This window comes from Sphingopyxis sp. 22461 (assembly GCF_052044915.1).
Lineage (GTDB): Bacteria > Pseudomonadota > Alphaproteobacteria > Sphingomonadales > Sphingomonadaceae > Sphingopyxis.
Genome location: NZ_JBQENY010000007.1, coordinates 229,458 through 256,308, shown reverse-complemented (window position 1 = coordinate 256,308; position 26,851 = coordinate 229,458). Strand labels below are relative to the sequence as shown.

Here is a 26,851-nt window from a genome sequence, read left to right as displayed (position 1 = left end):
GACGATCCCGATAGGCCCACGCGGGCCAATTTTCGTTACGGCTTGCAATAAATCCTCCCTGTCGCGCAGCGATGGGGAGGGGGACCACCGAAGGTGGTGGAGGGGCAGCGACGGTGCGTCATTGCCCCTCCGTCAGCCCTGCGGGCTGCCACCTCCCCATCGCTTCGCGACAGGGAGGATCACAAGCTTACGCCGGATAGGTCCAGGTCGTATCGCGCGCGAAATTCTCCGCCGCGAAATCCCAGTTGAGCAGGTCGTCGACCACCGCATCGACATAGGCCGGACGCAGGTTCTTGCGGTCGATATAATAGGCATGCTCCCACACGTCGATCACGAGCAAAGGCTTGATGCCCGCAACCAGCTCGGTGCCCGCATCGTGCGTGTCGGTGACCGACAGCGTGCCGTCGCGCGAGACGAGCCACGCCCAGCCCGACGCGAAATGGTTGACCGCGGTTTCCTTGAGCTTCTTTTTCAGGTCATCGAGCGAACCGAAATCGCGTTCGATCGCGGCGAGCAGATCATCCTTCGGCGCGGTCTTCGACGGGCTCAGGCTTTCCCAATAGAAAGCGTGGTTCCACGCCTGCGCGGCATTGTTGAACAGGCCCTTGTTGCCCGATCCTTCGGCGTGGTGGACGATTTCTTCGAGCGGCTTCGACGCGAGGTCGGTGCCTTCGATCGCGGCGTTGGTCTTGTCGACATAGGCTTTGTGATGCTTGCCATGGTGCGTCGCCAGCGTGTCGGCCGAGATATGCGGCTCGAGCGCGTCCTGGGCGTACGGCAGGGGAGGATGGGCGATCGTCATGGCAGTCTCCATTTTATTATCGAGGGGGTTTGCGGCCTTAAACTCGGTATCGCGGCCGCGGGTTGCAACCCTGTGACCGCAAATTTTCCTATTGTTCCCCTCCCTTTTAGGGAGGGGTTAGGGGTGGGTCGCCGCAGGCGTTCTTCCTTGGCCGCCTACCCACCCGTGCTGCGAGTCACGTGCCTCGCAACACCCCCTCCCTAAAAGGGAGGGGAGAATTACGTCACCATTGCCTGCAACGTCGCGATCCGGTCGGCCTCTTCGGCGGGCTTGTCGCGGCGGATGCGCGAAATACGCGGAAAGCGCATCGCGAGCCCCGACTTGTGGCGCTTGGACGCGTGGATCGAATCGAAGGCGACTTCCAACACCAGTGATTTTTCGACCTCGCGCACCGGGCCGAAGCGGTTCAGCGTGTTGTCGCGCACGAACTTGTCGAGCCACTTCAATTCCTCGTCGGTGAACCCCGAATAGGCCTTGCCGACGGGCAGCAATTCGCCCGCGTCGGACCAGCAACCGAAGGTATAGTCCGAATAGAAGCTCGCGCGGCGTCCATTGCCCCTTTGGGCGTACATCATCACGCAATCGGCGGTAAGCGGATCGCGCTTCCATTTATACCAGAGCCCCGCGCGGCGCCCCGCCACGTAAGGGGCGTCGCGGCGCTTGAGCATCACCCCCTCGATCGCCGCATCGCGCGCGCCCGCGCGGCGCTCGGCGAGGTCGCCGAAATCGGCGGCATCGATTACTTGCGACAGGTCGAAATGGCTGTCGGCGAGCCCCGGGACGAACGCTTCGAGCTGCCGCCGCCGTTCGGTCCACGGCAGCCCGCGCAGATCGTTGCCGTCGACCGCAAGCAGATCGTACACGCGCACGAACGCCGGATAATCGGCGAGCATCTTCTTCGAGACGGTCTTTCGCCCGAGCCGCTGTTGCAGCGCGTTGAAGCTCGCGGCTTCGCCGCCCTGCACCTCGCCGCGCACGAGCAATTCACCGTCGATCACCGCATCCTGATCGAATGCCGCGACGAGCTCGGGGAACGCGCCGCTGATCTCCTCGCCGCCGCGGCTATAGATCCGCGTCTCACCGCCGCCCCCCCTGCCACCGCGCACGATCTGGACGCGGATGCCGTCCCATTTCCATTCGGCGGCATAGTCGGCGAGGTCGACGCTTTCTTCTTCCAATGGATGCGCGAGCATGAAAGGACGGAAGAAGGCGACGTCGGCAAGGTCGGGCCGCTCCGCCCGTCCCTCGCCCCACGCAAACAGCGGCGCATAGGGCGGCGGGATCGCGTGCCACAGCTCCTCGACATCGTCGACGGGCACGTCGAACGCCTGCGCGAACGCCTGTTTCGCAAGCCGCGCCGACACCCCGACGCGCATCCCGCCCAAGGCCAGTTTCAGCAGCGCATAGCGCCCGTCGGCGTCGAGGCGGTCGAGGAGCGAGGCGACGACCGCAGGCGCATCGCTGCGGGTGGCGGCGGAGAGGGCGTCGACAGCTTCGCTAACCGTTAAGCCCCTCCCCTTCAGGGGAGGGGTTGGGGTGGGGCCTGTCGAGGTTATCCCGGCCTGACATGCCCCACCCCGACCCTCCCCTAAAGGGGAGGGAGACAAGGGCTCCGGCCACAGCAGCGCCGCGGTTTCCGCCGTATCGCCGACGAAGTGCCGCGACAGCCGAAACAATTCCTCGTCGACGCGGGTCGCCAGCAACGTCCGCACCGTCCCCGCTTTCACCGCCGGGAAATCTAGGCTCTCGGTCAGCGCCGCGATTGCCCACCCGCGGTCGGGATCGGGCGTATGGCGCAGATAATCGACAATCAGCGCGAGCTTCGTATTGCGCGAGCGCGTGTAGATCAGCCGGTCGATCAGGGCCGCGAAGCGCTTCACACCTCCTCCTCCAGATCGCGGCCGACGAGGTGCAGCGCGCGCGCCTTGCGTTGATGCAGCTCGCACCAGCGCAGCAGCCCGTCCTCGCTGCCGTGCGTGATCCAGCTCTCCTTTGGGTTCACCTCCGATATCGTCGTCGTCAGTTCGTCCCAGTCGGCATGATCCGAAATCACCAGCGGCAGTTCGACCATCCGCTGCCGCGCGCGCTGGCGTACGCGCATCCAGCCCGAGGCCATCGCGGTCACCGGATCGGGCAGCCGCCGCGACCAGCGATCATTCAGCGCCGAGGGCGGCGCGAGGACGATCTGCCCCGCCATCTCGGCCTTGTCGGTTTCGGAAACGAGCCGGAGCTCGCCAAGATCGACGCCATGCACCGCATAGAGCTCGCACATCTTCTCAAGCGCACCGTGGATATAGATCGGCGCGTCCCACCCGGCACCGCGCAGTTCGGCGATCACGCGCTGCGCCTTGCCGAGCGCATAGGCGCCGACGAGCACCGAGCGATCGGGCTCGGCGCGCACCGCGCCGATCAGCTTGGCGATCTCATCGGCGGTCGGCGGGTGGCGGAACACCGGCAGGCCAAAGGTCGCCTCGGTGATGAAGATATCGCAGGGCACAACCTCGAACGACGTGCAGGTCGGGTCGGGGCGGCGCTTGTAATCGCCGGTCACAACGATCCGCTCGCCTGCATACTCCATCAAGATCTGCGCGCTGCCGAGCACATGCCCCGCCGGATGAAAGCTGAACTGCACTCCCCCGCTCTCGAACCCGTCGCCATATTCATACGCCTGATTATGGCTCGCCTCGACATCGACGCCGTATCGCAGCGCCATAATCGCCAGCGTCTCGGGCGTGGCGAACACCGCGCCATGGCCGCTTCGCGCATGATCGGCATGGCCATGCGTCACGGCGGCGCGCTCGACGGGGCGCGACGGGTCGATCCACAGGTCGGCGGGCTTTACATAGATGCCGCCCGGATGCGGCTCGATCCAGGATTTGGCCTTCGCCATCAGGCGGCGAGTTTCCGCGCGCGGATCAGGTCGGCGACGAGCGCCGCGCGTTCCTCCGCTGCGCGCTCGCGGTCGGGCAGGCGTAGCAGGAACGAGGGATGGATCGTCGCGATCAGCTTGCTTCCCCCTTCCAGCGCATGCACCGCGCCGCGCATCGACTTGATGCTCGCGCTCTTGCCGGTCACCCCGCGCAGCGCGCTCGCGCCCAAGGTCACGATCAGGTCGGGCTGGACGAACTGCCGCTCCTTGTCGAGCCACCAGCGGCAGACGTCGATCTCGCCCGTCGTCGGATTCTGGTGCAGGCGGCGCTTGCCGCGCGGCTCGAACTTGAAATGCTTGACCGCGTTGGTCAGGAACAGCCGCGCGCGGTCGAGCCCCGCCTCCTCCAGCACCTCGTTCAACACTTGCCCCGCGGGTCCTACAAACGGCCGCCCCTGCAAATCCTCCTGATCGCCCGGCTGCTCGCCGACGAGCATGATGCGTGCATCCTTCGGCCCCTCGCCCGCCACGCCTTGCGTCGCGTTGCAATAGAGCGGGCAGCGCGTGCAGCGATCAACCGCGCGCGCGACGTCACTCAGCGTCTTCACATCATCATCGAGGGCCAATTCGTCGGGCACGCGCGTCCGCCATTTGTCGGTCAGAGGGTTAGCGAGAGAAACGGCCGCTTCGCGCATGCGTTCCACCCGTGCCCCGGCGCCCGCGAGCAGCGGCGCGATATCCTGCGCCTCGGGAAGGTTCTTCCAATATTTCCTGGGCATTTCGGCGCGCATCGCGTCGATCTTCACCCGCGCGGGGTTGAAGATCGCGCCATAATAGGTGCGCCACTGATCCTCGACCACATCGCTGTCGGGCACCTCGTCCTTCGTCCCGCCGGGGCCGTAGCTCAGCGTTTCGTCCTGCCAGATCGCGCGCGCATCGGGCGTCACGATCGCCCAGTCCATGCCATAGAAGCGGCGCTGGAAAAAAGGCGCGGTGAGCCGCAGGATGCGGTGCGTCGGTTCGAACCACGCCGCGAAGCTCTCGCGCCCCGCCTCCTCGCCGAGCCGCCGGAAGCGCACGAACGCATGCATCTTGTGGACGTCGCGGCGGATCGCCTTGTCGGCCTTTCGTAACCAGTCGACCTCGGCATCGGTCGTCCGCGCGAGCAATTGCCGGTCGCGCGCCGCGCGCCAGACGATGCGATAAAGCCGCGCCGGAACTTCCGGGTCGCGGTGGCAGATCACGCGCTCGGCGATTTCGAGCAATTCGCGCGGCAGCGACACCGCGCCCGCGGGCGCTGCCACCACCGCGTCGCCGAACAGCGATGCGCCTTCGTCGCCGCCACGCCAGCTCACATCCTCGGGCGCCACGCCGCCCGCGAGCAGACTTCTCGCCGCACTCCGCCATTCGGCAAAATCGCCGGGCTCGGCGAGAATGACCTCCCTCACAGCGCCAACGCCAATTGCTCGGGCGGCGGCGCAAAACGCGCGCGGAGGTCGGCGCTGTCGGTCAGCTTCCCCGGCCGCCAGTCGAGGGTGACGATGAAGGGCAGAACTTTCTTCACCGACGCGGTCAGCTTCGCGAGGTCGCCGAGCCTGAGCTTGCCCAGCCGCCGCGCCGCAACGATCCGGTCGACCGCGCGCGTCCCGAGCCCCGGCACGCGCAGCAGCAGCTCGCGCGGCGCGCGGTTGATGTCGACCGGAAACGCCTCGCGCCGCATCAGCGCCCACGCGAGCTTGGGATCGATCGCGAGGTCGAGCATGCCGCCGCTCGCACCCTCCATGATCTCGGCGCGCTCGAAGCCATAAAAACGCAGCAGCCAGTCGGCCTGGTATAAGCGGTGCTCGCGCATCAACGGCGGACGCACCGGCGGCAGGTCGCTGCTCGCATCGGGGATCGGGCTGTACGCCGAATAATAGACGCGGCGGAGCTGATAGCCCGAATAGAGGTTCGTCGCGGTCTTCAAAATATCGTCGTCGCGCGCCGCATCGGCGCCGACGATCATCTGCGTCGATTGCCCGGCGGGCGCGAAGCGCGGCGGCGTCGCCTTGCCGATCAGCCGGCTCTTCGCCGCCTCGGCGCCGACGCGCACCGATGCCATCGTCTTGCGGATCGTCTCGGGCTTTTTCTCGGGCGCGAAGCTCAACAGGCCCGCCTCCGTCGGCAATTCGACATTGGTCGACAGCCGGTCGGCGTAGAGTCCCGCGAGCGCGATCAATCCGGGATCGGCGCCCGCGATCGTCTTCAGATGGATATACCCCTGAAAGCGATGTTCCTCGCGCAAGATACGCGCGACTTCGACAAGCTGCTCCATCGTATAATCTTCTGAACGGATGATCCCCGACGAGAGGAACAGTCCCTCGATATAGTTGCGCTTGTAGAAATCGAGCGTCAGCCGCACGACCTCCTGCGGACTGAAACGCGCGCGCTCGACATTGCTCGACGCGCGGTTGATGCAAAAACGGCAGTCGTAAATGCAGAAGTTGGTCAGCAAGATCTTGAGCAGCGAAATGCATCGGCCATCGGGAGCATAGCTGTGGCAGATGCCCATGCCCTCGGTCGACCCGATGCCCTTGCTCGCGACAGAGTCGCGCTTTACCGTCCCTGACGACGCGCACGACGCGTCATATTTCGCCGCATCGGCCAGCACGGCCAGCTTTTCCAGAATCGGTTTAGCGGACATGTCCCAGGTCTAGCATGGGAACATAGAGAGAACAAATCGGTTCGGCGCGTTTAGGCCTCGCGCCACTTTGCGGGCAGCGCGATGTCGACCACCAGCCCGGTCGGCTCCCAGTGGCGCGCGATCGAGCCGCCCAGATTGTTGCGCACGCTGCGTTCCATCAGCAACGTGCCGAAACTGGTACGGTCGGGCGGCCCGACCAACCCCTGCGTTCCGGTTTCGGTCCAGGTCAGGCGAAACATCCGCGACTCGTTGTCTTCCGGGTCCTGCGACCAGTGGATCTCGACGCGTCCTCCGTCGTTCATCAGTGCGCCATGCTTGACCGCATTGGTCGCGAGTTCGTTGAACACCAGCGCCATCGCGACCAGCGCATTTTCGGGCAGCAGCAGGTCGGGGCCCGACCAGCGGATGCGCGGAAAGGCCGCCTCGACCTCGCGCATCAGCGCGTGCATCGACCCGGTCATGAAATTGGCGCCGAGCAGCACATTCTGTGCGCGGTTGAGCGCGTCGAGCCGGCTGCTGATCCGTTCGACATAATCGTCGACGTCACGCGCGGCGTGGCGGGTCAACGAGATGATCGCGCTGACCGTCGCGAACAGGTTGCGCATCCGGTGGTGCAGTTCGCGCATCAGCAGATTGGCATTTTCCTGCCGGCTTTTCTGTTCGGTGATGTCGATGCTCACCCCGGTCAGCATCGCATCGTCCGCCCGCACGTCCCAGTCGCCGCGCACGGCATTCCAGCGCAGCCCGCGCTCGGGATTGAGGACGCGATATTCGGCCGCATAGGGCGTGCCGTTTGCGATCGCTTCCTTCAATATCTCGCGCAACGCGGCGCGGTCGTCGGGATGCACCAGGTCGAAAAATCCGTTGCCGGTCGCCAGCATCGCCTGGAATTCGGAACCCCATAGTTCGGCGCCGGCGCCCTGCGTGCGCAGCCGGTCGGTCCGCGGATCATATTGCCACGACGCGATTCCCGAAAAATCGAGCGCGCGTTCGAGCGTGCGGCGCGCCTCGTCGCGCTCGGCGCCGATCCGGCGCAGGTCGGCTTCGGCCATGATGATCCCGGCGAAATCCTCGAGCCGTTCGAGCTCGATATCGGTGAGCGCTTTGCGCTCATCGCGGTCGATCACGCAAAGGCTGCCCAGGATCGCGCCGTTATAAGCGCGCAGCGGCACCCCGGCATAGAAGCGGATGTGCGGTTCGCCGGTCACCAGCGGATTGTCGCGAAAGCGCGGATCGCCCAGCACGTCGGTCACCATCACCGGCCGGTCGTCGGCGATGACATATTGGCAAAAGCTCCACTCGCGCGGCGTTTCGGGGGTATCGAGGCCATAGGCCGACTTGAACCATTGGCGGCAATCGTCGACCAGCGAGACCAGCGCGATCGGCACGCCATACAGGTCGGCGACCATTTTCGTCACACGATCGAACGCCTGTTCGGGCGGAGTGTCCATGATGCGATATTCGCGAAGCGTGTCGAGACGCAGCCTTTCGGCGCGTGCTGCAGCTTCGTCTCCCCCGTCCGCCAAACCTCGTCCCTCGCTGCCCTGCGATGCTGATGGCCCCGCATCGCTCATATCCTCGGGGCGCCGCTCTGCCATGAAAATGGTCCCTACAAAAGCGTGCTTGCGGCGATACAGGAAAGCGGTGATATTCCACTTACTTACGCCGCATTTTCATCGCGTCCCGGCTGACTCTACGCATTGGGGCGCGACAAGTTGCAACGGCCGGCGTCGCTCTTTACGCCGCCAGGCGGAACCGACCCGCGCCGGGAGGCGTATGACTGGTCACAAGAGGGAGCAATTTTGATGACATTGGGTGAGGAACTTCGCGGGCACCTGCCTTTCCTGCGCCGCTACGCGCGCGCGTTGACGGGCAGCCAGCAGCATGGCGACAATTTCGTCCACACGACGCTCGAAGTCATCGTCGCTGCCCCCGACGAATTCCACAGCGGCGACGGCACCCGGATCGACCTTTACCGCAATTTTCACCGCATCTGGGAAAGCGCCTATATCGACGAGGGCGAAGACAGCGATGAGGGCGAGCACCCGCTCGTCCGCGCCGCGCATCGGCGCCTCGTCCAGATCACGCCGCTCGGCCGGCAGATCCTGTTGCTCACCGCGCTCGAGGGCTTTTCGGTCGAGGAGGCCGGGCTGATCACCGGAACCGACGGGCCGACGGTCGAAACGCTGCTCGCCGATGCGGTCGGCGAACTCGACCGCGAATCGCAAACCTCGGTGCTGATCATCGAAGACGAGCCGCTGATCGCGATGGAGCTCGAACAGATCGTGCGCGATCTCGGCCACCGCGTCGCGGGCATCGCGACGACGCATGAGGATGCGGTCGCCGCGTTCGAACGGACCGACGCAGGCCTCGTTCTCGCCGATATCCAGCTTGCCGACGGATCGTCGGGGATCGACGCAGTGCAGGACATTTTGGCGATCGCGCCGGTCCCGGCGATCTTCATCACCGCCTTTCCCGAAAAATTGCTCACGGGCGGCCGCGTCGAGCCGACCTTCCTGATTTCAAAGCCGTTCCGCGAAAACACCGTGCGCGCGGCGATCAGCCAGAGCCTGCTCTTCACCCCGCAGCTCGCGGCGTAAAGGCCCCATTTCTCCCAATTCGTCATTCCCGCGAAGGCGGGAATCCCGCTTTATCCTGCCTGCGATACGGGTAGCCGTCCTACCAGACGCGGCACAAGGAGCGGGATTCCCGCCTTCGCGGGAATGACGGCAATTTTCGTCAATCGCCGGCGGGACCGTTCGCGGTCAGCTGATCGACATTGTCCATGATCGTGCGAAACGCCTCGCTCGATGGCATGACGTCGGTACTGCGCCGCGGCATTTCGCCGCTCTCCAATATCGCTTGCAGCGCGGTACGGCCGCGCGATACGCGGCTCTTCATCGTGCCCACCGCGCAGCCGCAGATCGCCGCACCTTCCTCATAGGATAATTGCCCGGCCCCGATCAGCACGAGCGCCTCGCGCTGGTCGACCGGCAGCATCATCAGCGCGCGCTGCACGTCGGCCAGGTGCAGGCTGTCGTCCTGATCGTCGGGCGCGACGAGCAACCGCTCGGCGGCGAGCTCGTCATATTCGGCGGTAAATTTCTTGCGCCGCATCTGCGACAGGAAACAATTGCGCAGGATGACGAACGCCCAGCTCTTCATGCTGGCGGGCCCCGGCACATATTGGGCGCGCGCCTTCCACGCCTTCAGCATCGTTTCCTGCACCAGGTCATCGGCAAGGTCGGCGTTACCCGTCAGGCTGCGCCCGAATGCGCGCAGATGCGGCAACATCGCCGCGAGTTCACGCTTGAAGCTGGCATCGTCGAGCGGCTGAGGCGTTTCGTCGCTAGTCACACAATCCTGATCGCTTGGGCGCCCTGAAGCACCGCTGAATGGACCAGGGGCTTAGCGGGTTGAATCCCTTATGGGAACCAAAAGCGCACCCAAAGAGGCAGTAACCGACGCCGGCCGGGCCTGACATTGTGCTTTTATCGCAACACCGTTCGTCGAAAAAACCAGCAAGCGGGGAACCCCCGGCCGTTTTCGTCGTTGCTCCGGCATGGCTACGCAAGGCAACAACAGGATGAACGGCAAGGGCCCCCTCCCCCCCGGCGCCGATGCACGTCGCACGCCGGGAAGCTTTCCCGGCACGACTGGCGACCAGTGGCATCGCACCTTGACCGGGCGGCAGGCGCCCGAGCCGGTGAGCGCGAAGCTGCGCATGATCTATGGCAATGTCGTCGCCGAAAAGCTGCCCGACAATATGCTCGACCTTCTTTCTCAGCTCGATCAGAAAAGCCCGAAGCAATAATGACCGGACCCACCGCCGCTGCTTCGCAGCCGCAGGCCGAAACCCTGTCCGACAGCGAATTCAAGACGCTGCTTGCCGGTGTCATCCCCCACCTGCGCGCCTATGGCCGCAGCCTGTCGGGCAACCCCGACCTCGCCGACGATCTGACGCAGGACACGATGGTCAAGGCGTGGGCGTCGCGCGAGCGGTTCGAACGCGGCACCTCGATCAAGGCGTGGACCTTCGTCATCCTGCGCAACACCTTTCTGTCGCAGATGCGCCGCAACAAATTTGTCGGCGAATATGACGAGACCGCGGTCGAGCGCACGATGTCGACCCCCGCCAGCCAGGAAGACAGCGGCGAGATGGCCGACCTCCAGCGCGGGCTCATGGAATTGCCGCAGGACCAGCGCGAGGCGCTGATCCTCGTCGGCGCCGGCGGACTGTCCTACGAGGAAGCCGCCAGCATCTGCGACTGCGCGCTCGGTACGATGAAAAGCCGCGTCTCGCGCGCGCGCGCGGCGCTTGAAGAGATCATGAACAGCGGCCAGTTTTCGCAGAAGCGCGCCGACGCGCCGCCGTCGAGCGAAGCGGTCGATGCGATCATGGACAGCGTCGAGACGATCACCGCGCGGCGCGAGGCGGCGAACCGCTAGTTCCCCGTCGCCCCCGCGAAGGCGGGGGCCGCTGGCTACATAGCGCAAGGCCGACGGCGGCCCCCGCCTTCGCGGGGGCGACGATATACTCGTACCTCTCGACAACCGGCAGCCGTCGCGTCAGAACGACGCGTCCTTCCCCAGCAAAGCGAGCCCCTTTCGATGAAAAACCTGCCGCATCTTGCCTTGATTTCCGCGCTGGCCGTCGCCGCCTGCTCGGCCGCTCCCGCATCGACCGAAGCGGCGCCCGCCGACACTGCCAAACTCGACGCATCGGGCGCGCAGCCCGCGACGCCGCTCGCCGACGCGCCCTTCACGGTCAAGGAAATCGCGAGCTTCAACGAACCCTGGGCGATGACCTTCGTCCCCGGCACGCGCGCGGCGCTGATCACCGAGCGATCGGGCAAATTGAAACTCTGGCAGGAAAGCGGCCCGACGCTCGACGTCGCGGGTGTCCCAGCGGTCGCCTATGGCGGTCAGGGCGGCTTCGGCGACGTGATCGTCGCGCCCGACTTTGCGACCAGCGGCACGATCTATTTGAGCTGGGTCGAACCCGGTCCCGGCAAGACCTATGGCGCGGTCGTCGGCAAGGCGAAGCTCAAACAGGGCGTCGCTCCTGCGCTCGAGGGGCTCCAGATCATCTGGAAACAGAACCCCAAGGTCACCGGCCAGGGCCATTATTCACACCGCCTTCTCTTCTCGCCCGACGGCAGATATCTCTTCATCGGATCGGGCGAGCGCCAGAAGTTCACGCCCGCGCAGGACATGACGGGCAACCTCGGCAAGATCCTGCGCCTCAACGCCGACGGCAGCGTCCCCGCGGATAACCCGTTCGCCAGCGAGGGCGGCGTCACCGCGCAGATCTGGTCGCTCGGCCACCGCAATATCCTCGGCCTCGCCTTCGACGGCACCGGCAAGCTGTGGAACCAGGAAATGGGACCGAAGGGCGGCGACGAGGTCAATCTGGTCGAGGCGAAGGCGAACTACGGCTATCCGATCGTGTCGAACGGCGACCATTATGACGGCAAGGATATTCCCGATCATCCGACGCGCCCCGAATTCGCCGCGCCCAAACTCTGGTGGAACCCGTCGGTCTCGCCCGCCGGGCTCGTCTGGTATGACGGCGACCTCTATCGCGGCTGGAAGAACAGCCTCTTGATGGGCGCGCTGTCGGGCGAAGGGCTGATCCGCATGGCCGTCGACGGCGATAAACTCCACAAGTCCGACCGCTGGGACTTCGGCCAGCGCATCCGCGAAGTCGAGGTGCGCGACGACGGCACGATCTGGCTGCTCACCGACGGTGAGGACGGCAAGCTGGTGAGGCTGGTTCCGAAGAAATAGCGTCCTTTCTGTTCCCCGGCGCAAGCCGGGGCCCATGATAGATTGCGCGATGTTTCTGGACCGCGCCCGGAGTCACGCGCCTCCGGGCGCCTTTCGCCGGGGAACAACCATGACTATATGCTTCCCATGATCCGCGGCTTCCTCACCCGGCGCGCCGAATGGCCCGCGCGCATTCCCGATCCCGACGCACTGCCGCCGCTGGCGTTGCTGTGGCGCGAGATCGGGTCGCTGGCGCGCGCCATCGGCGGCCGCATCCGGCCGCTGCCGCCCGAACCCAATCCCGACAGCGAGCATCCGCCGGTGATGGTCCTCCCGGGCTTCCTGTCGGGCGACTGGGCAACCAAGGGGCTGCGCGCCGACCTCCGCCGCTCCGGCTTTCGCTGTTACGCCTGGGGTCTCGGCTTCAACCGCGGCGCGACCCCCGACATCATCGATCGCATCGACACCCGCGTGCAATGGATCATCGACCGCACCGGCTATGCCCCCGCGCTCGTCGGGTGGAGCCTTGGCGGCATCTATGCGCGCGAATATGCCAAGCATCACCCGGACAAGGTCGCTCGCGTCGTCACATTGGGCTCGCCCTTTTCGGGCAGCCGCCGCGCCAACCGCGCGTGGCGCCTCTATCACCTCGTCGCGCGCCACCCGGTCGACAATCCGCCGATCGACTTCCACCCCGCGCCGCGTCCCGAAATGCCGACCTTCGCGCTCTGGTCGAAGCATGACGGCGTCGTCGCGGTCAGCAGCGCACGCGGCCAGCCGCACGAAAGCGACCGGCAGGTCGAGGTCGATTGCGGCCATATGGGCTTCGCCTATGCGCCCACCTCGGTGGCGGCGATCGTCAAGGCGCTGGCCGAAGAGGTTTCAGACCCCGATTGATCCTCCCTGTGGCGAAGCCATGGGGAGGTGGCAGCGCGAAGCGCTGACGGAGGGGCTGTGACGCGGCCCCTCCACCCCTCGCTACGCGAGCGGTCCCCCTCCCCATCGCTTCGCGACAGGGAGGATTAAGTTCGTCAGCAGACGTCGATGCGATAGGCGGGCGCCGCGCGCCACGCCATCAACATCCGCCCCGGCCGCTTTCCCGCGCGCCCCGTGGAGACGAAACCGATCCGGCGCAGCAACGCGCGCGAGCGCTCGTTGTCGGGATGGCATTCGGCGACGATCGAACAGCCCGGCCGCGACGTCGCGAGCGCCCCGACGACCGCGCGCACCGCCTCGGTCGCGATCCCCTTCCCGCGCGCCCGCGCCGCGAACCAGTAACCGATCTCATATTCCTGCCCCATCCGACGGTGGACGCCGATCACGCCGCTCAAATCGAGGCCGCTTTCCTCGCGCACCGCATGAAACACATCGCCGCTTCCTGATTTGGCGATCAGCGCGCGCGCGTCGGCCTCGGTGAAGGGTGCGGGCAGGAAATGGACCTGCGACGTCACCGTCTCGTCGGTGATCGCGGACAAGGCGCGCGCATCATCGGCGTAAAGCGGCGTGATGCGGCAATGGTCGGTCGACAGGGCAAGCAAGGTATCGGTCATGTCGCGTCTTCTTCAAAAAGCGCACGCCGTGACCGGGGGTTGGTGGTGTGATGATGACCATTCGCCTTGTCCGAACACGGCGGCGATGGTCACAGGTGATGCCATGCCGCTCCTATGTAAAGGAGCGCCAATACGCCTTGAATCGGAGAGATTGGTCGTTGGTCATCGCGAGCGGACCTAACAGCGCCGCGTTTCCCGATCAAGCCCCGCTTGACGGTCGCGTTTCACGCACTATTTAAAGTTACATGAAACGCGACAGCCGACTCTCGGGCGTGCTCCACGTCCTCCTCCATATGGCCGACCAGCGCACCCCGATGACCTCGGACCAGCTCGCGAAGGCGATGCAGACGCACCCGGTCGTGATCCGCCGCATCCTCGGCGGGCTGCGCGATGCGGGTTTCGTCCACAGCGAAAAGGGCCACGGCGGCGGCTGGACCATCGCGAAGGACCTTAGTCAAATCACGATGCGCGACGTCTATGACGCGATCGGCCAGCCCAGCCTGATGGCGATGGGCAACCGCACCGAAGCGCCCGGCTGCCTCGTCGAGCAGGCGGTCAACGCCGCGCTCGACACCGGCTTTCGCGATGCCGAGGCGCTGCTGCTCGCGCGCTTCGGCGAAGTAACGCTCGCGGCGCTGGCCGCCGATTTCCACGCGCGCATGGCCGCGCGATCCCCCCAAACACAGGAGCATATCCATGGCTGAAGGCGCCCAGCATTTTCTCGACAGCTTCAAGGACCCCGCCGCGGTCGCGCGCTATACCGAAGGGCCGCGGCGCTTTGTCCCCGGGCTCGACGGGCTCCACCGCATGACCGGGCTGTTGCTTGCCGAACGCGTCTCCGACGACGCGCATATCCTCGTGCTCGGCGCGGGCGGCGGCAGCGAAATGAAGGCGATGGCCGAGGCGCATCCGGGCTGGCGCTTTACCGGCGTCGACCCCGCGGGCCCGATGCTCGACCTCGCGGCCGAGGTGCTCGGCCCGAACGCCCACCGCGCCGAGCTGATCGAAGGCCATATCGACGACGCCCCCGCCGGCCCGTTCGACGGCGCGACGTGCCTCCTCACCCTCCATTTCCTCGCGCTCGAAGAGCGCACCCGCACCGCCGCCGAAATCCAGCGCCGCCTGAAACCCGGCGCCCCGTTCGTCGCGGCGCACGGCAGCTTCCCGCAAGGCGCACACGAACGCGACCGCTGGCTCGACCGCTACGCCGCCTTTGCCATCGCATCGGGCGGCGATCCCGAACAGGTCGCCAAGGGGCGCGAAGCCGTTGCCACCCACGTCGCGATGCTGAGCCCCGAAGCCGACGAGGACGCCCTGCGCGCTGCGGGTTTCCACGATGTCGAGCAATTTTACGCCGCCTTCACCTGGCGCGGCTGGGTCGGCTACGCCTGACCTAATTCGCTCCCGGCCCAGGCAACCGCGCGAGCAGCGCGACGAGCTGGGCCTGCGTGGTCACGCCGGTCTTGCGGAAGATCCCTTTCAGAAGGAAGCGGACCGCGTTCACGCTGACCGCCCGCAGCGCCGCATAGTCCTTCAGCGTGTCGCCCGCGGCGAGCGCGACGGCGAGGCGGGCTTCGGCAGGTGTGAGTCCGAACCATTGCGCGACGCGGTCGATTTCGACCACGGGGGTTTCGCCCGGCGCGCTGCCGAGGGTGACGATCAGCGACGCGCCGAGGCGCACGCCGCCGAGTTGCTGCGCCGACTGGCGCGTGACGCGCGCGACGAGCACGGGGCATTCGGCGCCCGCATCACCGACCGTCTGGAACGCGAGGCCGGCGGGGTCGGAGCTTTTGACGAGGTCGAGCAAGTGTTTCTGGCTGGCGGGATGGGTGAAGGCGAAGCGGTCCTGCGCGATGCGGATGAAGCCCGCCTTTTCATAGCGCGCGGCGCGGCTGTTCGCGGCAAGGATATTGAGCTGGTCGTCGAGGCTGAAAATCGCGAAGGGCGCGGCGTCGGCAGCGGCGCGCGCGGCGCCCGCCGCAAGGTCGAGCGAGGCGATGCGGTCGCTGATCCGCATCGCGCGCTGGATATGCGGCGCGAGGACGCGGAGGCCGCGCTTCAACCGCTCGACGTCGCGGTCGCCGGGGCCGGGGATCATCAACCCGAGCCGGTCGCCGTCGCGCCGGTCAAGCAACACCCCGACAAGCCGGTCGATGCCATAGGGTTTCAGGAAATTGCGGAAGAACTCGCTCTCATAGAATTCCTCGCGCGTCATGATGTCATAGCTATCGATGACGCTGCCGTTGCCATAGCGCTGGAACTTGCGCGACCACGGATGGCTGCCGGCATAGACCGCGGTGTAGATTTCCTGGATGCCGGCGGCGAGGCCCGTCGCGGCGACGAAGCGCGCGCTCGGCGGATTGCTGCTTTCCCAGAGGATGAAGGCGGCTTCCCAGCTCAGCGGACAGAGCGTGCCGGTGATGCGCGCGAGGGTTTCGTTCCAGCTTTCGGGATGCAGCACCGAATCATAGATTTTGCCGATCAGCGCGTTGAGCACCTCCCATTCGGCCGGCGCATTATGGTCGGACGGAAAGGTCGATAGCTGGTCGCTCTGCATGCACTTCCCCCCAGAAGACCCGCAGCGATCTCATTTGAGAGGAGCGGAGACGCGAAGGCAAGCGCAATGCGATAAAACGAAAATATTATGTCTCCTACTCACGTGGGTAGTGAAACAATCCACCGAATCGGCCATTGAACGGGTGCGACCCGAGGAAGGTGGAACCAAGGCCATCTTGCTCTCTTGAAGTCCGTCGGCTTGCCGGCGGACTTCATTTTTATGCGCCGAAGACTGGCGGAACGGGCGCGATGGCCGAGGCGGCTCTACCCCAAGCGGACATCAACCTTCGAAGCGGATCTCCACCGACGGCGCGCTACGCTCATGCGCACCATGATAGACCGCCTCGATATTGTTGCCGTCGGGGTCGAGCAGGAAAGCCGCATAATAGCCCGGATGATAGGGCCGCTCGCCCGGTGCGCCATTGTCGCGCCCGCCCGCCGCGAGGCCCGCCTTGTAAAAGGCATCGACCGCAGCGCGGTCCGCCGCCTGAAACGCCAGATGATGCCGGCCGGTCAGCTTGCCGAGCGCCGCGTGACTGTCTTTCGTCGATACGAACAGCTCATCGGCCCAGAAATAATCCTCGGCCTCTCCGCCAATCGGCACGCCGAGGACATCGAAGATCGCGCCGTAAAAGGCGCGGCTCGCCTTCAGGTCGGCGACGACAAGCTGGATATGATCGATCAACCGCCCGCGGTGCAGCAATTGCGTTTCCATGGATGACTCCTCTTCTGCCCGCGCCGCACACGCAAAACATCTTCGCACCATGATGGTTCCGGTGGTTTCCGCTGTCTCAATCGAGCGCCGGGGCTTGCGCCGATGACAATTACAACATATTGCGCAATATATTGTACGAATCGCATAATGGACGGGAAAACGCATGAATATTCGGCATTGGGCTGCAATTCTGATCACCACCACCGCATGGATGGGAAGCGCCGCCGCAGCGCAAAACGCGCCGCTCACGGCCGCCGACAAGCGCGCGGTCGTCGAGCAGCTCGGCCAGACGCTTGAGGCGAACTATGTCTTTCCCGACAAGGCGAAGACCATCGCCGCGACGCTCCGCCGCCACCTCGACGCCGGTGATTATGACGCCGCGACCGACCGGCGCACGCTCGCCAGCGAGCTCACCGACGATCTGGTCGCCGCGAGCAACGACCTGCATTTCTCGGTCGGGGTCGATCCCGAATGGGTCGCCGACTATGCCGCACGGCAGGATCCTGCCCGCGCCGCTGCGCTGCGCGAAACGGAACGGCGCGAAGAGGTGCGGAAAAATTTCGGCTTTGCCGGGCTTCGCTATCTCGACGGCAATATCGCCTATGTCGACCTGACGCATTTCGCCGACCCCGAACCCGGCTATGACGCGGCCGCGGCGGCGATGCGCTTTATCGAGAATGGCGACGCGGTGATCTACGACCTGCGCTACAATAATGGCGGTTATCTGGAGATGGCGCAATTGCTCGCGAGCCAACTCTTCCGCGGCGACAAGGATCAGGAACTCTTCGACTATTATTATAATCTCGACGGCCGCCGCGTCGAACGCGGCCAATGGGTGCTCCCCGCGCTGCCCGCGAAACGGCTGACCGGCAAACCCGTCTATGTCCTTACCGGCTCGACCAGCTTCTCCGCCGCCGAATGGTTCGCCTACACGCTCAAGAAACTCGGCCGCGCAACGCTGGTCGGCGAACGCACCGCGGGCGGCGCGCATCCCGTCGACCGCAAGCCCGTCGGCACCGACTTTTTCGTGCAGGTGCCGATCGGCCAGATCCGCGACCCCATCGACCGCAGCGATTTCGAGGGACAGGGCGTCACGCCCGACCATCTGGTCCCGTCGGCCGACGCCCTCGCCGTCGCGCACCGCCTCGCGCTCGCTGAACTGGCCAAGGCCGATCCGGCGAAGCAGGCCGACGCCGACTGGCTAGCCCCCGAGCTCGCCGCGCGCCCGCAGCCGACCACGACCGCGCTCAAGGCCATCGCCGGCCGCTATGAAGGACGGCGCATCGACCTCGTCGGGGGCAAATTGCTCTACACCTGGCGCGAACGCTTTCGCCTGACGCTCGATCCGCTCGCCGGCGACCTGCTCGCGATCGAAGGCGTGCGCGACTTCCGCTTTCGCATCGTGCGCAAAGGCGGCAAGGTCACCGCGCTTGAACGCATCGACCGCGATGGAACAACCCAGACCTATGCCCGCCTCGACTGACATCTCGACCGATCTCGACGACATCTCGTTCCTCGGCCGCCTCAGCGAAGCGCTGAGCCAGCGGATCGAGGAACAGACGCGTCCCTTGTTCGACGAAGCTGGGATCACCGTCCCCGTGCGGTCCTGCTCGCTGCTCACCGCGCTCGTCGAAGCTGGCGAAGCCTCGGCCGCCGACCTCGCACGCGCACTCGGCCAGTCGCACCAGCTGGTCATCCAGAAATGCCCCGCGCTGCTCCGCCTCGGCCTGATCACCCAGCACGCCGATCCCGCCGACGCGCGGCGCAAGATTTTCCGGCTGACCGATGCGGGTCACGACCAGCTCGCCCGCATCGACGCCTACAGCCGGCGGATAAGCGAGGTCTATCGCGCGCTCTTCGAAGAGGTCGGCGACGTTCACGGCGCGATACTGAAGGCGCTCAAGGCCTTGGCCGACAAGCCACTGCGCGAACGCATCCGGGATTAGTCAGAGCGTCCGGAACATCACCAGCGCATCGACGAAACCCTCGACCGGATGATCGAAAGCGCCCGGCAGGCGGCCGACGACTTCGAACCCCAGCGACTGCCACAGCCCGACCGCGCGCACATTCGCACTCACCACAAAATTGAACTGCATCGCGCGAAAGCCGAGCGCCTTCGCATGCGCGATCGAATGCAGGCCCATCGCCCGCGCGACCCCGCGCCCGGTTGCCGCCGCACCGGTCACATAGCCCGCGTTGGCGACATGCGCGCCGCCGCCCGTCTGGTTGGCGCGCAGATAATAGGTGCCGAGGATGACGCCGCCCTCTTCGGCGACGAACGCCTCCTTGTCGGTGTCGAACCAGTAAGCGAGCGCCGCCGCTTCGCTCATCCCGCGATCAAGCGTCAGCGTCTCGCCCGCGCGGATCACCGGCTCGATGATCGCCCAGATCGCGGCGGCGTCGTCGGGTCTGACAGGACGGATAAGCAGCGCCGTCATGCCGCTTCGACCGCGCGCTGCATCAGGTGCGACCCCGGTCCATAGGGGCCTTCTATGGCGGTCCCGACATAGGCGAACCCTTGCGCGTGCCAATAGCTGTCGGCGCCCTGGATCGCGACCAGCCGGATATCGCGGCAGCCTTCGACTTCGGCCTGATGGACGACGAAAGCGGTCGCCGTCGCCCCGGCGCCGGTTCCGCGCGCCGCGGGCAGCAGCGCAATGTCGTGGAGATAATAGCTGTCTGACACCGGAATCGCGCCGAGTTGCACCCCAAGCTTCGGCGGATCGGCCTCCCGCGGCCAAGGATGGCTGATCAGATAGCCCAAAGCCTCGCCATCGCGTTCAAGGATCGCACAGCCGACGGGATAATGCGCGAGGCGATCGGCGAAGGTTTCCAGCGGCTCGGTAAAATCGCCGTGCACCACGTCGGAAATGCGGACGACCATCGGCAGGTCTGCGGCGCCCATCTGCCGCCACCGTCCCGCCCCGTTCATGCCGCATCGCCGATGAAGGGCGCGACGACTTCAGCGGTTACCCGCAGCGGCCGCCCGCTCGCCTTGTCGAGCAGCGCCCACACCGTCCGCGCTCGGACATGGACTTTGCCATCGGCGCCGGTGAATTCCATGAAGCGGTCGAACTTCGCGCCCTGCGGCTTGTCGGCGACCCACGTCCGCGCGGTCACCGTCTCGCCCGGCCCCAGCGCGCGCAGATAATCGATCTCGTGCCGCACGACGACCCAGATATAGGCGTTCTTGTGACTCTGCGGGGCCGCTGCGTCCCAATGCCCCGTCGCGACCTGCTGGATCCACTGGACCCACACCGCATTGTTGACGTGGCCAAGCTCGTCGATGCTCTCGGGCGTCGCAGTGAGTTCGAGACTATATTCCTTCATCGGCCGCCCAGACTATGTCGAGATTCAGTTCGTGGTGGAGCGAGAATGGCTGGCTCCGAGAGCCGGAGCGCAGCGTATTTTTGTACGTGAGCACCGGAAGCGCAGGAGACGGCCGTTCGCAGCCCGCCACGGGCTGAATCTCGACATAGTCTATGCGAGTTCGACGGTGGTCACCATATAACCCGCATCGCGGAGCGCCGCGACGAGGCTGTCGAGATGCTCGCGGTCGCGCGCTTCGCACTCGATGTCGGTGATCAGCCCCTTCGCGGGCAGCGTCGTAAAGATGCGCTGGTGATAGATTTCGATGATGTTGACCTGCTTCTCGTCGAACAGCTTCATCACCTTGAACAGCGCGCCGGGACGATCCTGTAAGCGGATGCGCAGGCGCGCGATACGGCCCGAGCGCGCGAGGTCGCGCAGCAGCACATTCGCGAGCAGGCGCGTATCGATATTGCCCCCGGTGAGCACCAGCCCGACCTTGCGCCCGGCGAACTCTTCCGGATGCGCGAGCAGCGCCGCGAGCCCCGCGGCGCCCGCACCCTCGACCACCGTCTTCTCGATCTGGAGCAGCAGGCTGACCGCGCGCTCCAGATGGCGCTCCGCCACCAGCACGATGTCGTCGTTGAGTTCGGCGACGAGCTTGCGCGTGTACGAACCCGGCTCCTTGACCGCGATACCCTCGGCGAGCGTGTCGCCCTCGCACGCCATGTCGACGCCGTTCAGTTCGGCGTACATCGACGGATAAAGCTCGGCCTGCACGCCGACGAGGTGCATGTCATTCTTGATCCCGCGCGCCGCGGTGCCCATGCCCGCGAGCAGCCCGCCGCCGCCGATCGGCACGATCAGCGTGTCGAGCTCGGGCACATCCTCGAGCATTTCGAGCGCCACCGTGCCCTGCCCCGCCGCGACGTGCGGATGGTCGAAGGGATGGACGAAGGTCAGCCCGCGCTCGACTTCCAGCTCGCGCGCATGCGCATACGCATCGTCGAACTTCTCGCCGAACAGCACGATCGTCGCGCCGTGGCTCGCGGTCTGCGAGACTTTCACTTGGGGCGTCGTGCTCGGCATCACGATGGTGACGGGGACGCCGAGGCGCTTGCCATGATAGGCGAGCCCCTGCGCATGATTGCCCGCCGACGCGGCGATCACACCGCGTTCGCGCGCTTCGGGCGCCATCAACAACAGCGCGTTCAATGCGCCGCGTTCCTTGTACGCCGCCGTGAACTGCAGATTTTCGAACTTCAGCCACACCTCGGCGCCGACCATTTCGGACAGCGTCTGCGAATGGAGCGTCGGGGTGCGCACGACCGCGCCGTTAATTCGCTCTGCCGCCGCGCGCACATCGTCCAATGTGATCGCCGGTAAATCGGCGGCGGAGGTCAGGGTGAGTTGATCTGTCATAACGGCAAGCGCACTAGCCTATCTGGCGCGCCGCGCAAACTATGCTTATGGACTTGGCCATGAGCGAACAAAAATTGCGCATCAGCTTCATCGGCACCGGCGTCATGGGCGGACCGATGGCAGGCCACCTCGTCAAGGCGGGCCACCACCTCACCGTTTACAACCGCACGCGCGCCAAGGCGGACGCCTGGGTCGCGCAATATGGCGGCGCGGCGGCATCGACCCCGGCCGAAGCGGCAAGGGATGCGGATGTCGTCCTCACCTGCGTCGGCAACGACGACGATCTCGCGCAAGTGACGCTCGGCCGCGACGGCGCGTTCAGGGCGATGCGCAAGGGCGCGCTGTTCGTTGACCATACCACCGTCTCCGCGCGCATCGCGCGGCAATTGTCGGTCGAGGCCGAGGGGCTTGGCCTCCTCTGCGTCGATGCCCCCGTCTCCGGCGGCGAAGCCGGGGCGCAGAACGGCACGCTCTCGATCATGTGCGGCGGCACCAAGGCGGCGTTCGACGCCGCCGAGCCGGTGATGCAGGCCTATGCCGCGCGCATGGTGCATATCGGTGGCCCCGGCGCGGGGCAGACGACCAAGATGGTCAACCAGATCGCCATCGCCGGGGTCGTTCAGGGACTCTCCGAAGCGCTGCGGTTCGCGCAGGCGTCGAAACTCGACACCGACAAGGTGTTCGAGGCGGTCTCCGGCGGCGCCGCGGCGAGCTGGCAGATGCTCAACCGCTGGGGCACGATGGCGAAGGACGAGTTCGATTTCGGCTTCGCGGTCGACTGGATGCGCAAGGATTTGGGCCTCGCGCTCGACGAAGCGCGCGTCAACGGCGCGACCTTGCCGGTCGCCAGCCTCGTCGATCAATTCTACGCCGATGTGCAAAAGGCCGGCGGCGGGCGAAAGGACACCAGCTCGCTCGTGACGAGGCTCCCCAAGTGAAGCGCCTGATCCTGACCGCCCTCGGGCTGTCCCTCGCCGCCCCCGCGCACGCCGATACGCTGGTCGACAATGTCAACGGCATCACGCTCGACAAGGACGGCAAGCTCGTCCGCTTCACCGGCCTCGTCATCGATACACAAGGCAAGGTGAAGCAGCTGCTCGACCGCAAGGACAAGCGCCCCGAACGCCCCGATTTCAAGGAGGATGGCAAGGGCCGCACGCTGATCCCCGGCCTGATCGACGCGCACGGCCATGTCATGGGTCTGGGCTTCCAGCTCATGCTGCTCGACCTGTCGAACACCAGCAGCCTCGCCGAAGCGCAGGCGGCGATCCGCAAATATGCCGCCGACAATCCCGAAATGCCCTGGATCATCGGCTCGGGGTGGAATCAGGAAAAATGGGGCCTCGGCCGCTTTCCGACCGCCGCCGATCTCGACGCCGCGGTGCCGAACCGCCCCGTCTGGCTCGAACGCGTCGACGGCCACGCGGGCTGGGCCAACACGGCGGCAATGACCGCCGCCAGGATCACGCCCGCGAGCAAGGCGCCCGAGGGCGGACGCATCGAGATGGAAGCCGGCAAGCCGAGCGGGGTGTTCGTCGACGCCGCGATGAGCCTGATCGACAGCGCCAAGCCCAAACCGCTCGCGCGCGATCTCGACCGCGCGCTGTACCTCGCGCAACAGAAATTGCTCGAACAGGGCATCACGACGATCGCCGACATGGGCACCAGCATCGCCGACTGGCAGGCGTATCGCCGCGCCGGCGACAAAAAACAGCTTTCGGTGCGCATCCTCAGCTACGGCGCCGACATCGACAATATGGCGATCATCGCGGGGTCCGAACCGACGCCCTGGCTCTACGACGACCGCCTGCGCATGGTCGGGGTGAAGCTCTTGCTCGACGGCGCATTGGGTTCGCGCGGCGCATGGCTGAAGGCGCCGTACAGCGATGCGCCGGGACAGAAGGGGTTGGCTTTGCTCACCCCCGCGCAGCTCCGCAACAAGATGGTGCGCGCGTCGATGGACAAGTTCCAGGTCGCGATCCACGCGATCGGCGACGCCGCCAACGCCGAGGCTTTGGACGCGATCACCGACCTCACCGCCGACCTGCCCGGCGAGCGCCGCTGGCGCATCGAGCATGCGCAGATCATCGACCCCGTCGACATTCCGCGCTTCGCCACGCTCAAGGTCATCGCCTCGATGCAGCCCGTTCACCAGACGAGCGACCGCGTCATGGCCGAAGCCCGCCTTGGCCCCGACCGGCTCAAGGGCGCCTATGCATGGCGTAGCCTCGAAAATGCGGGCGTCCGACTCGCTTTCGGCTCCGACGTCCCGGTCGAAAGCGCGAACCCCTTCCCCGGCATCGCCGCCGCGATTTCGCGCACCGATGCCAAGGGTGAGCCGTTCGGCGGCTGGCGCCCCGAGGAGATCGTCACGCGCGAAACCGCGCTCGACGGCTTCACGCGCACCGCGGCCTTCGCCGGTTTTGCCGAGGACCGCATCGGCACGCTGATGCCCGGGATGCGCGCAGACTTTCTGATCGTCGAGGCCGACCCGATGCTCGCGAGCCCCGACGAAATTCGTAAAATGACCCCACTCGAAACATGGATCGGCGGCTATCGATATTACAAGAAGAAGGAGGGCGCGACCGTTGGCCGCTGACGTGCCGACCCGGCGGGCGCTGCTCACCGGCCTCGCGGCGCTGCCTGTCGCCGCGGCGGCCGCCGCGGCCGCCGAGCGCAAGGAACGCAAGCCCAAGAAACGCAAACCCGCGAAGCCCAAGGTCCAGCATGTCGATGTCGCGATCATCGGCGCGGGCGTGTTCGGCGCGTGGGCCGCGTGGCATCTGCTGCGCGCGGGCAAGACGGTGCGGCTGTTCGACGCCTATGGTGCGGGCCACGCACGCGCTTCGTCGGGAGGCGAAAGCCGCGTCATCCGCATGGGATACGGCGCCGACACCATCTATTCGGAGATGGCGCGCGACTCGCTCAAATATTGGAAAGACCTCTCCGACACCGCGAGCGCGCCGATCTTCCACAACACCGGCGTGCTGTGGTTCGCACCGCAGGGCGACGCCTACACCGCGCAGTCGCTCGCCTGGCTGCAGGCGAACCGCGTCGGCCACGAGCATGGCGACGTCCGCTGGCTGCAGGAAAAGTACCGCCAGATCCAATTTTATCAGGGCGAGACCGGCATTCTTGAGACCGAGACGGGCGCGCTGATCGCCGCGCGCGGCGTGCAGGAAGTCATCGCCGACGCCCAGATCGAGGTCGAGCGCGTCGTGATGCCCGCACCGCTCTTTTCGAAGCGCATCAAGAAGCACAGGCTCCCCGACGGCGGCACCGCCGACCATCTCGTCTATGCCGCGGGCCCGTGGCTCGCCGAACTCTTCCCGCAGCAATTGATGAACAAGATCGTCGCGACGCGGCAGGAGGTCTATCATTTCGGCGCGCCGCAGGGCGACAGCCGCTTCGCCCCGCCCGAGCTTCCGGTGTGGGCCGATTTCAACAATGGCCGCATCGTCTATGGCATCCCCGACCTCGAAGGCGCGGGATTCAAGATCGCGATCGACGTCCATGGTCCGGCGATCGACCCCGACACGATGGAACGCCAGCTCTCCCCGGCAGGGATCGCCGAGGCGCGCGCATACATGCAGCGCCGCTTTCCCGGACTCGCCAATGCACCGCTGATCGGCGGTCGCGTCTGCCAATATGAGAATAGCTCGAACGGCGATTATCTGATCGACCGTTTCCCGGGGCAGGAACGCGTCTGGCTCGTCGGCGGCGGCTCGGGCCACGGGTTCAAGAATGGCCCCGCGGTGGGGAAACGCGTCGCAGCGCATATCCTCGACAAGAATCTCGCGGTCGAACCGCGCTTCAGCTTTGCGTCGAAGGGGACGGTGGCGGCGCGCACGGTGTTCTGATGACAAGCTGGATTTCAAAACCCGTTCGTGTCGAGCGAAGTCGAGACACCCATCGGCGGCGCATGCCTTCACGGCATCTCGACTTCGCTCGATGCGAACGGAAATCCAGAACATGAAACTCACCGACTGTCACAATATCGACGACTTCCGCGCGCTCGCGAAGCGCCGCCTGCCCTGGCCGGTGTTCGACTATATCGACGGCGCCGCCGACGACGAAGTCACGCGTCGCCGCAACCGCGAAGCCTTCGACAGCTGCGACCTGATCCCGCGCGTCCTCGCCGGGGTCGAAAGCGTCGACATGCGGACGACGCTGTTCGGGCGCGAGATGGCGATGCCGCTCTTCCTGTCGCCGACCGCGCTCCAGCGCCTGTTCCACTGGCAGGGCGAGCGCGCCGTCCTCCGCGCCGCCGCGAACGCGGGCACCGTCGCGGGCATATCGAGCCTCGCGACGATCAGCCTCGCCGAAGCCGGCGCGCTGACGAACGGCCCCAAACTGTTCCAGCTCTACGTCCACCACGACGAGGGGCTCAACCAGGCGATGCTCGACGCCGCGCGCGAGGCGAAGTTCGACGCCGTCGCGCTCACCGTCGACACGATCGTCGGCGGCAATCGCGAACGTTGCCTGCGCTCGGGTTTCACCTCGCCCCCGCGTTTCACCGCATCGAATATGCTGAGCTACGCCGCCAAGCCCGGCTGGGGTCTCAACTATGTCCTCCGCGAAAAATTCAGCCTGCCGAACCTTGCGACGCACGTCTCCGAAGGGTCGAGCGTCCCCAAATCGGTCGCCGAATATTTCACCTCGATGCTCGACCAGAGCCTCGACTGGAAGCGCGCCGAGGCGATCCGAAAGAAATGGGACGGCCCCTTCTGCCTGAAGGGCATCGTCGCGGTCGAGGATGCGAAACGCGCCGCCGACATCGGCGCCACCGCGATCATGGTCTCCAACCACGGCGGGCGCCAGCTCGACGGCAGCATCTCCCCCTTCGATGCGCTCGCCGACATCGTCGACGCGGTCGGCGACCGGGTCGAGGTCATCTGCGACGGCGGCATCACGCGCGGCACGCATGTGCTGAAAGCCTTGTCGGTCGGCGCAAAGGCCTGCTCGGGCGGCCGCCTCTATCTCTACGCGCTCGCCGCGGCGGGCGAGGATGGCGTCGCGCGCGCGATCGCGCTGCTGCGCGCCGAAATGGAGCGCGGCATGAAATTGATGGGGGCCAAGACCCTGTCGGATCTCGGCCCCCAAAATCTTCGCTGGCGGTAACACCGCCGTCTTTCGCGCACGAAAAAGGGGACGGCCTCCCCCGAAGCCGTCCCCT

27 protein-coding genes are annotated in these 26,851 nt (G+C 66.0%); 13 read left to right on the top strand and 14 right to left on the bottom strand.

Annotated features, from left to right (window positions below):
* Positions 1-187: 187 nt before the first annotated feature.
* From ACTJI5_RS13740 to ACTJI5_RS13715, 6 genes are all read right to left on the bottom strand, one after another.
* Positions 188-802, bottom strand: a complete 615-nt coding sequence (locus ACTJI5_RS13740; RefSeq protein WP_310255196.1) for a superoxide dismutase — start codon at positions 800-802, stop codon at positions 188-190.
* A gap of 218 nt (positions 803-1,020) precedes the next feature.
* On the bottom strand, positions 1,021-2,682 hold the full coding sequence (locus tag ACTJI5_RS13735) for a cisplatin damage response ATP-dependent DNA ligase (protein WP_440860711.1): 1,662 nt from the start codon (positions 2,680-2,682) through the stop codon (positions 1,021-1,023).
* Entirely contained in the window at positions 2,679-3,692 is a 1,014-nt protein-coding gene (locus tag ACTJI5_RS13730; RefSeq protein ID WP_440860710.1) for a ligase-associated DNA damage response exonuclease, read from the bottom strand. The genes ACTJI5_RS13735 and ACTJI5_RS13730 overlap by 4 nt, the downstream gene beginning before the upstream one ends.
* Complete coding sequence (locus ACTJI5_RS13725; protein WP_440860709.1) at positions 3,692-5,119, bottom strand: UdgX family uracil-DNA binding protein; 1,428 nt, start codon at positions 5,117-5,119, stop codon at positions 3,692-3,694. Before ACTJI5_RS13725 ends, ACTJI5_RS13730 begins: the two co-directional genes overlap by 1 nt.
* A complete protein-coding gene (locus tag ACTJI5_RS13720) occupies positions 5,116-6,354 on the bottom strand; it encodes a putative DNA modification/repair radical SAM protein (protein ID WP_440860708.1) in 1,239 nt (412 codons plus the stop codon). Before ACTJI5_RS13720 ends, ACTJI5_RS13725 begins: the two co-directional genes overlap by 4 nt.
* A 50-nt stretch (positions 6,355-6,404) precedes the next feature.
* Positions 6,405-7,952: a sensor histidine kinase gene (locus ACTJI5_RS13715; RefSeq protein WP_440860707.1), complete on the bottom strand. Its 1,548-nt coding sequence runs from the start codon at positions 7,950-7,952 to the stop codon at positions 6,405-6,407.
* 207 nt (positions 7,953-8,159) lie between these two features.
* Here ACTJI5_RS13715 and ACTJI5_RS13710 point away from each other — a divergent pair, with 207 nt between their 5' ends.
* Complete coding sequence (locus ACTJI5_RS13710) at positions 8,160-8,954, top strand: response regulator (protein WP_058537368.1); 795 nt, start codon at positions 8,160-8,162, stop codon at positions 8,952-8,954.
* 139 nt (positions 8,955-9,093) lie between these two features.
* On the opposite strand, the gene ACTJI5_RS13705 is transcribed toward ACTJI5_RS13710, so the two are convergent.
* Positions 9,094-9,648 carry a sigma-70 family RNA polymerase sigma factor gene (locus ACTJI5_RS13705; protein WP_082639700.1) on the bottom strand — a complete coding sequence of 185 codons (555 nt, stop codon included), beginning with the start codon at positions 9,646-9,648 and terminating at the stop codon, positions 9,094-9,096.
* Positions 9,649-9,940: 292 nt separating this feature from the next.
* Between ACTJI5_RS13705 and ACTJI5_RS13700 the strand changes: the two genes are divergently transcribed.
* The 4 genes from ACTJI5_RS13700 (at position 9,941) to ACTJI5_RS13685 (ending at position 13,020) form a co-directional block, all read left to right on the top strand.
* Positions 9,941-10,168 carry a NepR family anti-sigma factor gene (locus ACTJI5_RS13700; RefSeq protein WP_058537370.1) on the top strand — a complete coding sequence of 76 codons (228 nt, stop codon included), beginning with the start codon at positions 9,941-9,943 and terminating at the stop codon, positions 10,166-10,168.
* Positions 10,168-10,803 carry a sigma-70 family RNA polymerase sigma factor gene (locus ACTJI5_RS13695; protein ID WP_440860706.1) on the top strand — a complete coding sequence of 212 codons (636 nt, stop codon included), beginning with the start codon at positions 10,168-10,170 and terminating at the stop codon, positions 10,801-10,803. Before ACTJI5_RS13700 ends, ACTJI5_RS13695 begins: the two co-directional genes overlap by 1 nt.
* Before the next feature lie 162 nt (positions 10,804-10,965).
* Positions 10,966-12,144, top strand: a complete 1,179-nt coding sequence (locus ACTJI5_RS13690; protein WP_440860705.1) for a PQQ-dependent sugar dehydrogenase — start codon at positions 10,966-10,968, stop codon at positions 12,142-12,144.
* A 117-nt stretch (positions 12,145-12,261) separates the two neighbouring features.
* Complete coding sequence (locus ACTJI5_RS13685) at positions 12,262-13,020, top strand: esterase/lipase family protein (RefSeq protein ID WP_440860704.1); 759 nt, start codon at positions 12,262-12,264, stop codon at positions 13,018-13,020.
* 134 nt (positions 13,021-13,154) lie between these two features.
* Here the strand turns inward: ACTJI5_RS13685 and ACTJI5_RS13680 are convergent, their stop codons facing one another.
* Positions 13,155-13,673 carry a GNAT family N-acetyltransferase gene (locus tag ACTJI5_RS13680; RefSeq protein ID WP_440860703.1) on the bottom strand — a complete coding sequence of 173 codons (519 nt, stop codon included), beginning with the start codon at positions 13,671-13,673 and terminating at the stop codon, positions 13,155-13,157.
* A 245-nt stretch (positions 13,674-13,918) separates the two neighbouring features.
* Here ACTJI5_RS13680 and ACTJI5_RS13675 point away from each other — a divergent pair, with 245 nt between their 5' ends.
* The gene (locus ACTJI5_RS13675) at positions 13,919-14,377 is read left to right on the top strand and encodes an RrF2 family transcriptional regulator (RefSeq protein WP_440860702.1); all 459 of its coding nucleotides are present in this window, start codon (positions 13,919-13,921) and stop codon (positions 14,375-14,377) included.
* Entirely contained in the window at positions 14,370-15,065 is a 696-nt protein-coding gene (locus tag ACTJI5_RS13670) for a class I SAM-dependent methyltransferase (RefSeq protein WP_440860701.1), read from the top strand. Before ACTJI5_RS13675 ends, ACTJI5_RS13670 begins: the two co-directional genes overlap by 8 nt.
* A gap of 1 nt (position 15,066) precedes the next feature.
* Here ACTJI5_RS13670 and ACTJI5_RS13665 read toward each other — a convergent pair whose 3' ends face one another.
* Positions 15,067-16,230, bottom strand: a complete 1,164-nt coding sequence (locus ACTJI5_RS13665; protein ID WP_439511016.1) for a helix-turn-helix transcriptional regulator — start codon at positions 16,228-16,230, stop codon at positions 15,067-15,069.
* Between the two features lie 279 nt (positions 16,231-16,509).
* Positions 16,510-16,944, bottom strand: a complete 435-nt coding sequence (locus tag ACTJI5_RS13660) for a VOC family protein (RefSeq protein ID WP_440860700.1) — start codon at positions 16,942-16,944, stop codon at positions 16,510-16,512.
* Positions 16,945-17,107: 163 nt separating this feature from the next.
* On the opposite strand from ACTJI5_RS13660, the gene ACTJI5_RS13655 reads away from it, so the two are divergent.
* Entirely contained in the window at positions 17,108-18,427 is a 1,320-nt protein-coding gene (locus ACTJI5_RS13655) for a S41 family peptidase (protein WP_440860699.1), read from the top strand.
* Positions 18,411-18,890 carry a MarR family winged helix-turn-helix transcriptional regulator gene (locus ACTJI5_RS13650; RefSeq protein ID WP_440860698.1) on the top strand — a complete coding sequence of 160 codons (480 nt, stop codon included), beginning with the start codon at positions 18,411-18,413 and terminating at the stop codon, positions 18,888-18,890. Before ACTJI5_RS13655 ends, ACTJI5_RS13650 begins: the two co-directional genes overlap by 17 nt.
* Here the strand turns inward: ACTJI5_RS13650 and ACTJI5_RS13645 are convergent, their stop codons facing one another.
* The 4 genes from ACTJI5_RS13645 to ACTJI5_RS13630 form a co-directional block, all read right to left on the bottom strand.
* Entirely contained in the window at positions 18,891-19,382 is a 492-nt protein-coding gene (locus tag ACTJI5_RS13645; RefSeq protein WP_440860697.1) for an N-acetyltransferase family protein, read from the bottom strand.
* Positions 19,379-19,876, bottom strand: a complete 498-nt coding sequence (locus ACTJI5_RS13640; RefSeq protein ID WP_440860696.1) for a GNAT family N-acetyltransferase — start codon at positions 19,874-19,876, stop codon at positions 19,379-19,381. The genes ACTJI5_RS13645 and ACTJI5_RS13640 overlap by 4 nt, the downstream gene beginning before the upstream one ends.
* Positions 19,873-20,274, bottom strand: a complete 402-nt coding sequence (locus ACTJI5_RS13635) for an acyl-CoA thioesterase (protein ID WP_439511010.1) — start codon at positions 20,272-20,274, stop codon at positions 19,873-19,875. Before ACTJI5_RS13635 ends, ACTJI5_RS13640 begins: the two co-directional genes overlap by 4 nt.
* A gap of 150 nt (positions 20,275-20,424) precedes the next feature.
* Positions 20,425-21,675 carry a threonine ammonia-lyase gene (locus ACTJI5_RS13630; protein ID WP_440860695.1) on the bottom strand — a complete coding sequence of 417 codons (1,251 nt, stop codon included), beginning with the start codon at positions 21,673-21,675 and terminating at the stop codon, positions 20,425-20,427.
* Positions 21,676-21,734: 59 nt separating this feature from the next.
* On the opposite strand from ACTJI5_RS13630, the gene ACTJI5_RS13625 reads away from it, so the two are divergent.
* From ACTJI5_RS13625 to ACTJI5_RS13610, 4 genes are all read left to right on the top strand, one after another.
* The gene (locus ACTJI5_RS13625; protein WP_156419634.1) at positions 21,735-22,613 is read left to right on the top strand and encodes an NAD(P)-dependent oxidoreductase; all 879 of its coding nucleotides are present in this window, start codon (positions 21,735-21,737) and stop codon (positions 22,611-22,613) included.
* Positions 22,610-24,274, top strand: a complete 1,665-nt coding sequence (locus ACTJI5_RS13620; protein WP_440860694.1) for an amidohydrolase — start codon at positions 22,610-22,612, stop codon at positions 24,272-24,274. The genes ACTJI5_RS13625 and ACTJI5_RS13620 overlap by 4 nt, the downstream gene beginning before the upstream one ends.
* Positions 24,264-25,535, top strand: coding sequence for an FAD-dependent oxidoreductase (locus ACTJI5_RS13615; RefSeq protein ID WP_439511007.1), 1,272 nt, complete (start codon positions 24,264-24,266; stop codon positions 25,533-25,535). Before ACTJI5_RS13620 ends, ACTJI5_RS13615 begins: the two co-directional genes overlap by 11 nt.
* A gap of 112 nt (positions 25,536-25,647) precedes the next feature.
* A complete protein-coding gene (locus tag ACTJI5_RS13610; RefSeq protein WP_440860693.1) occupies positions 25,648-26,796 on the top strand; it encodes an alpha-hydroxy acid oxidase in 1,149 nt (382 codons plus the stop codon).
* The last annotated feature ends 55 nt before the right edge of the window (positions 26,797-26,851 follow it).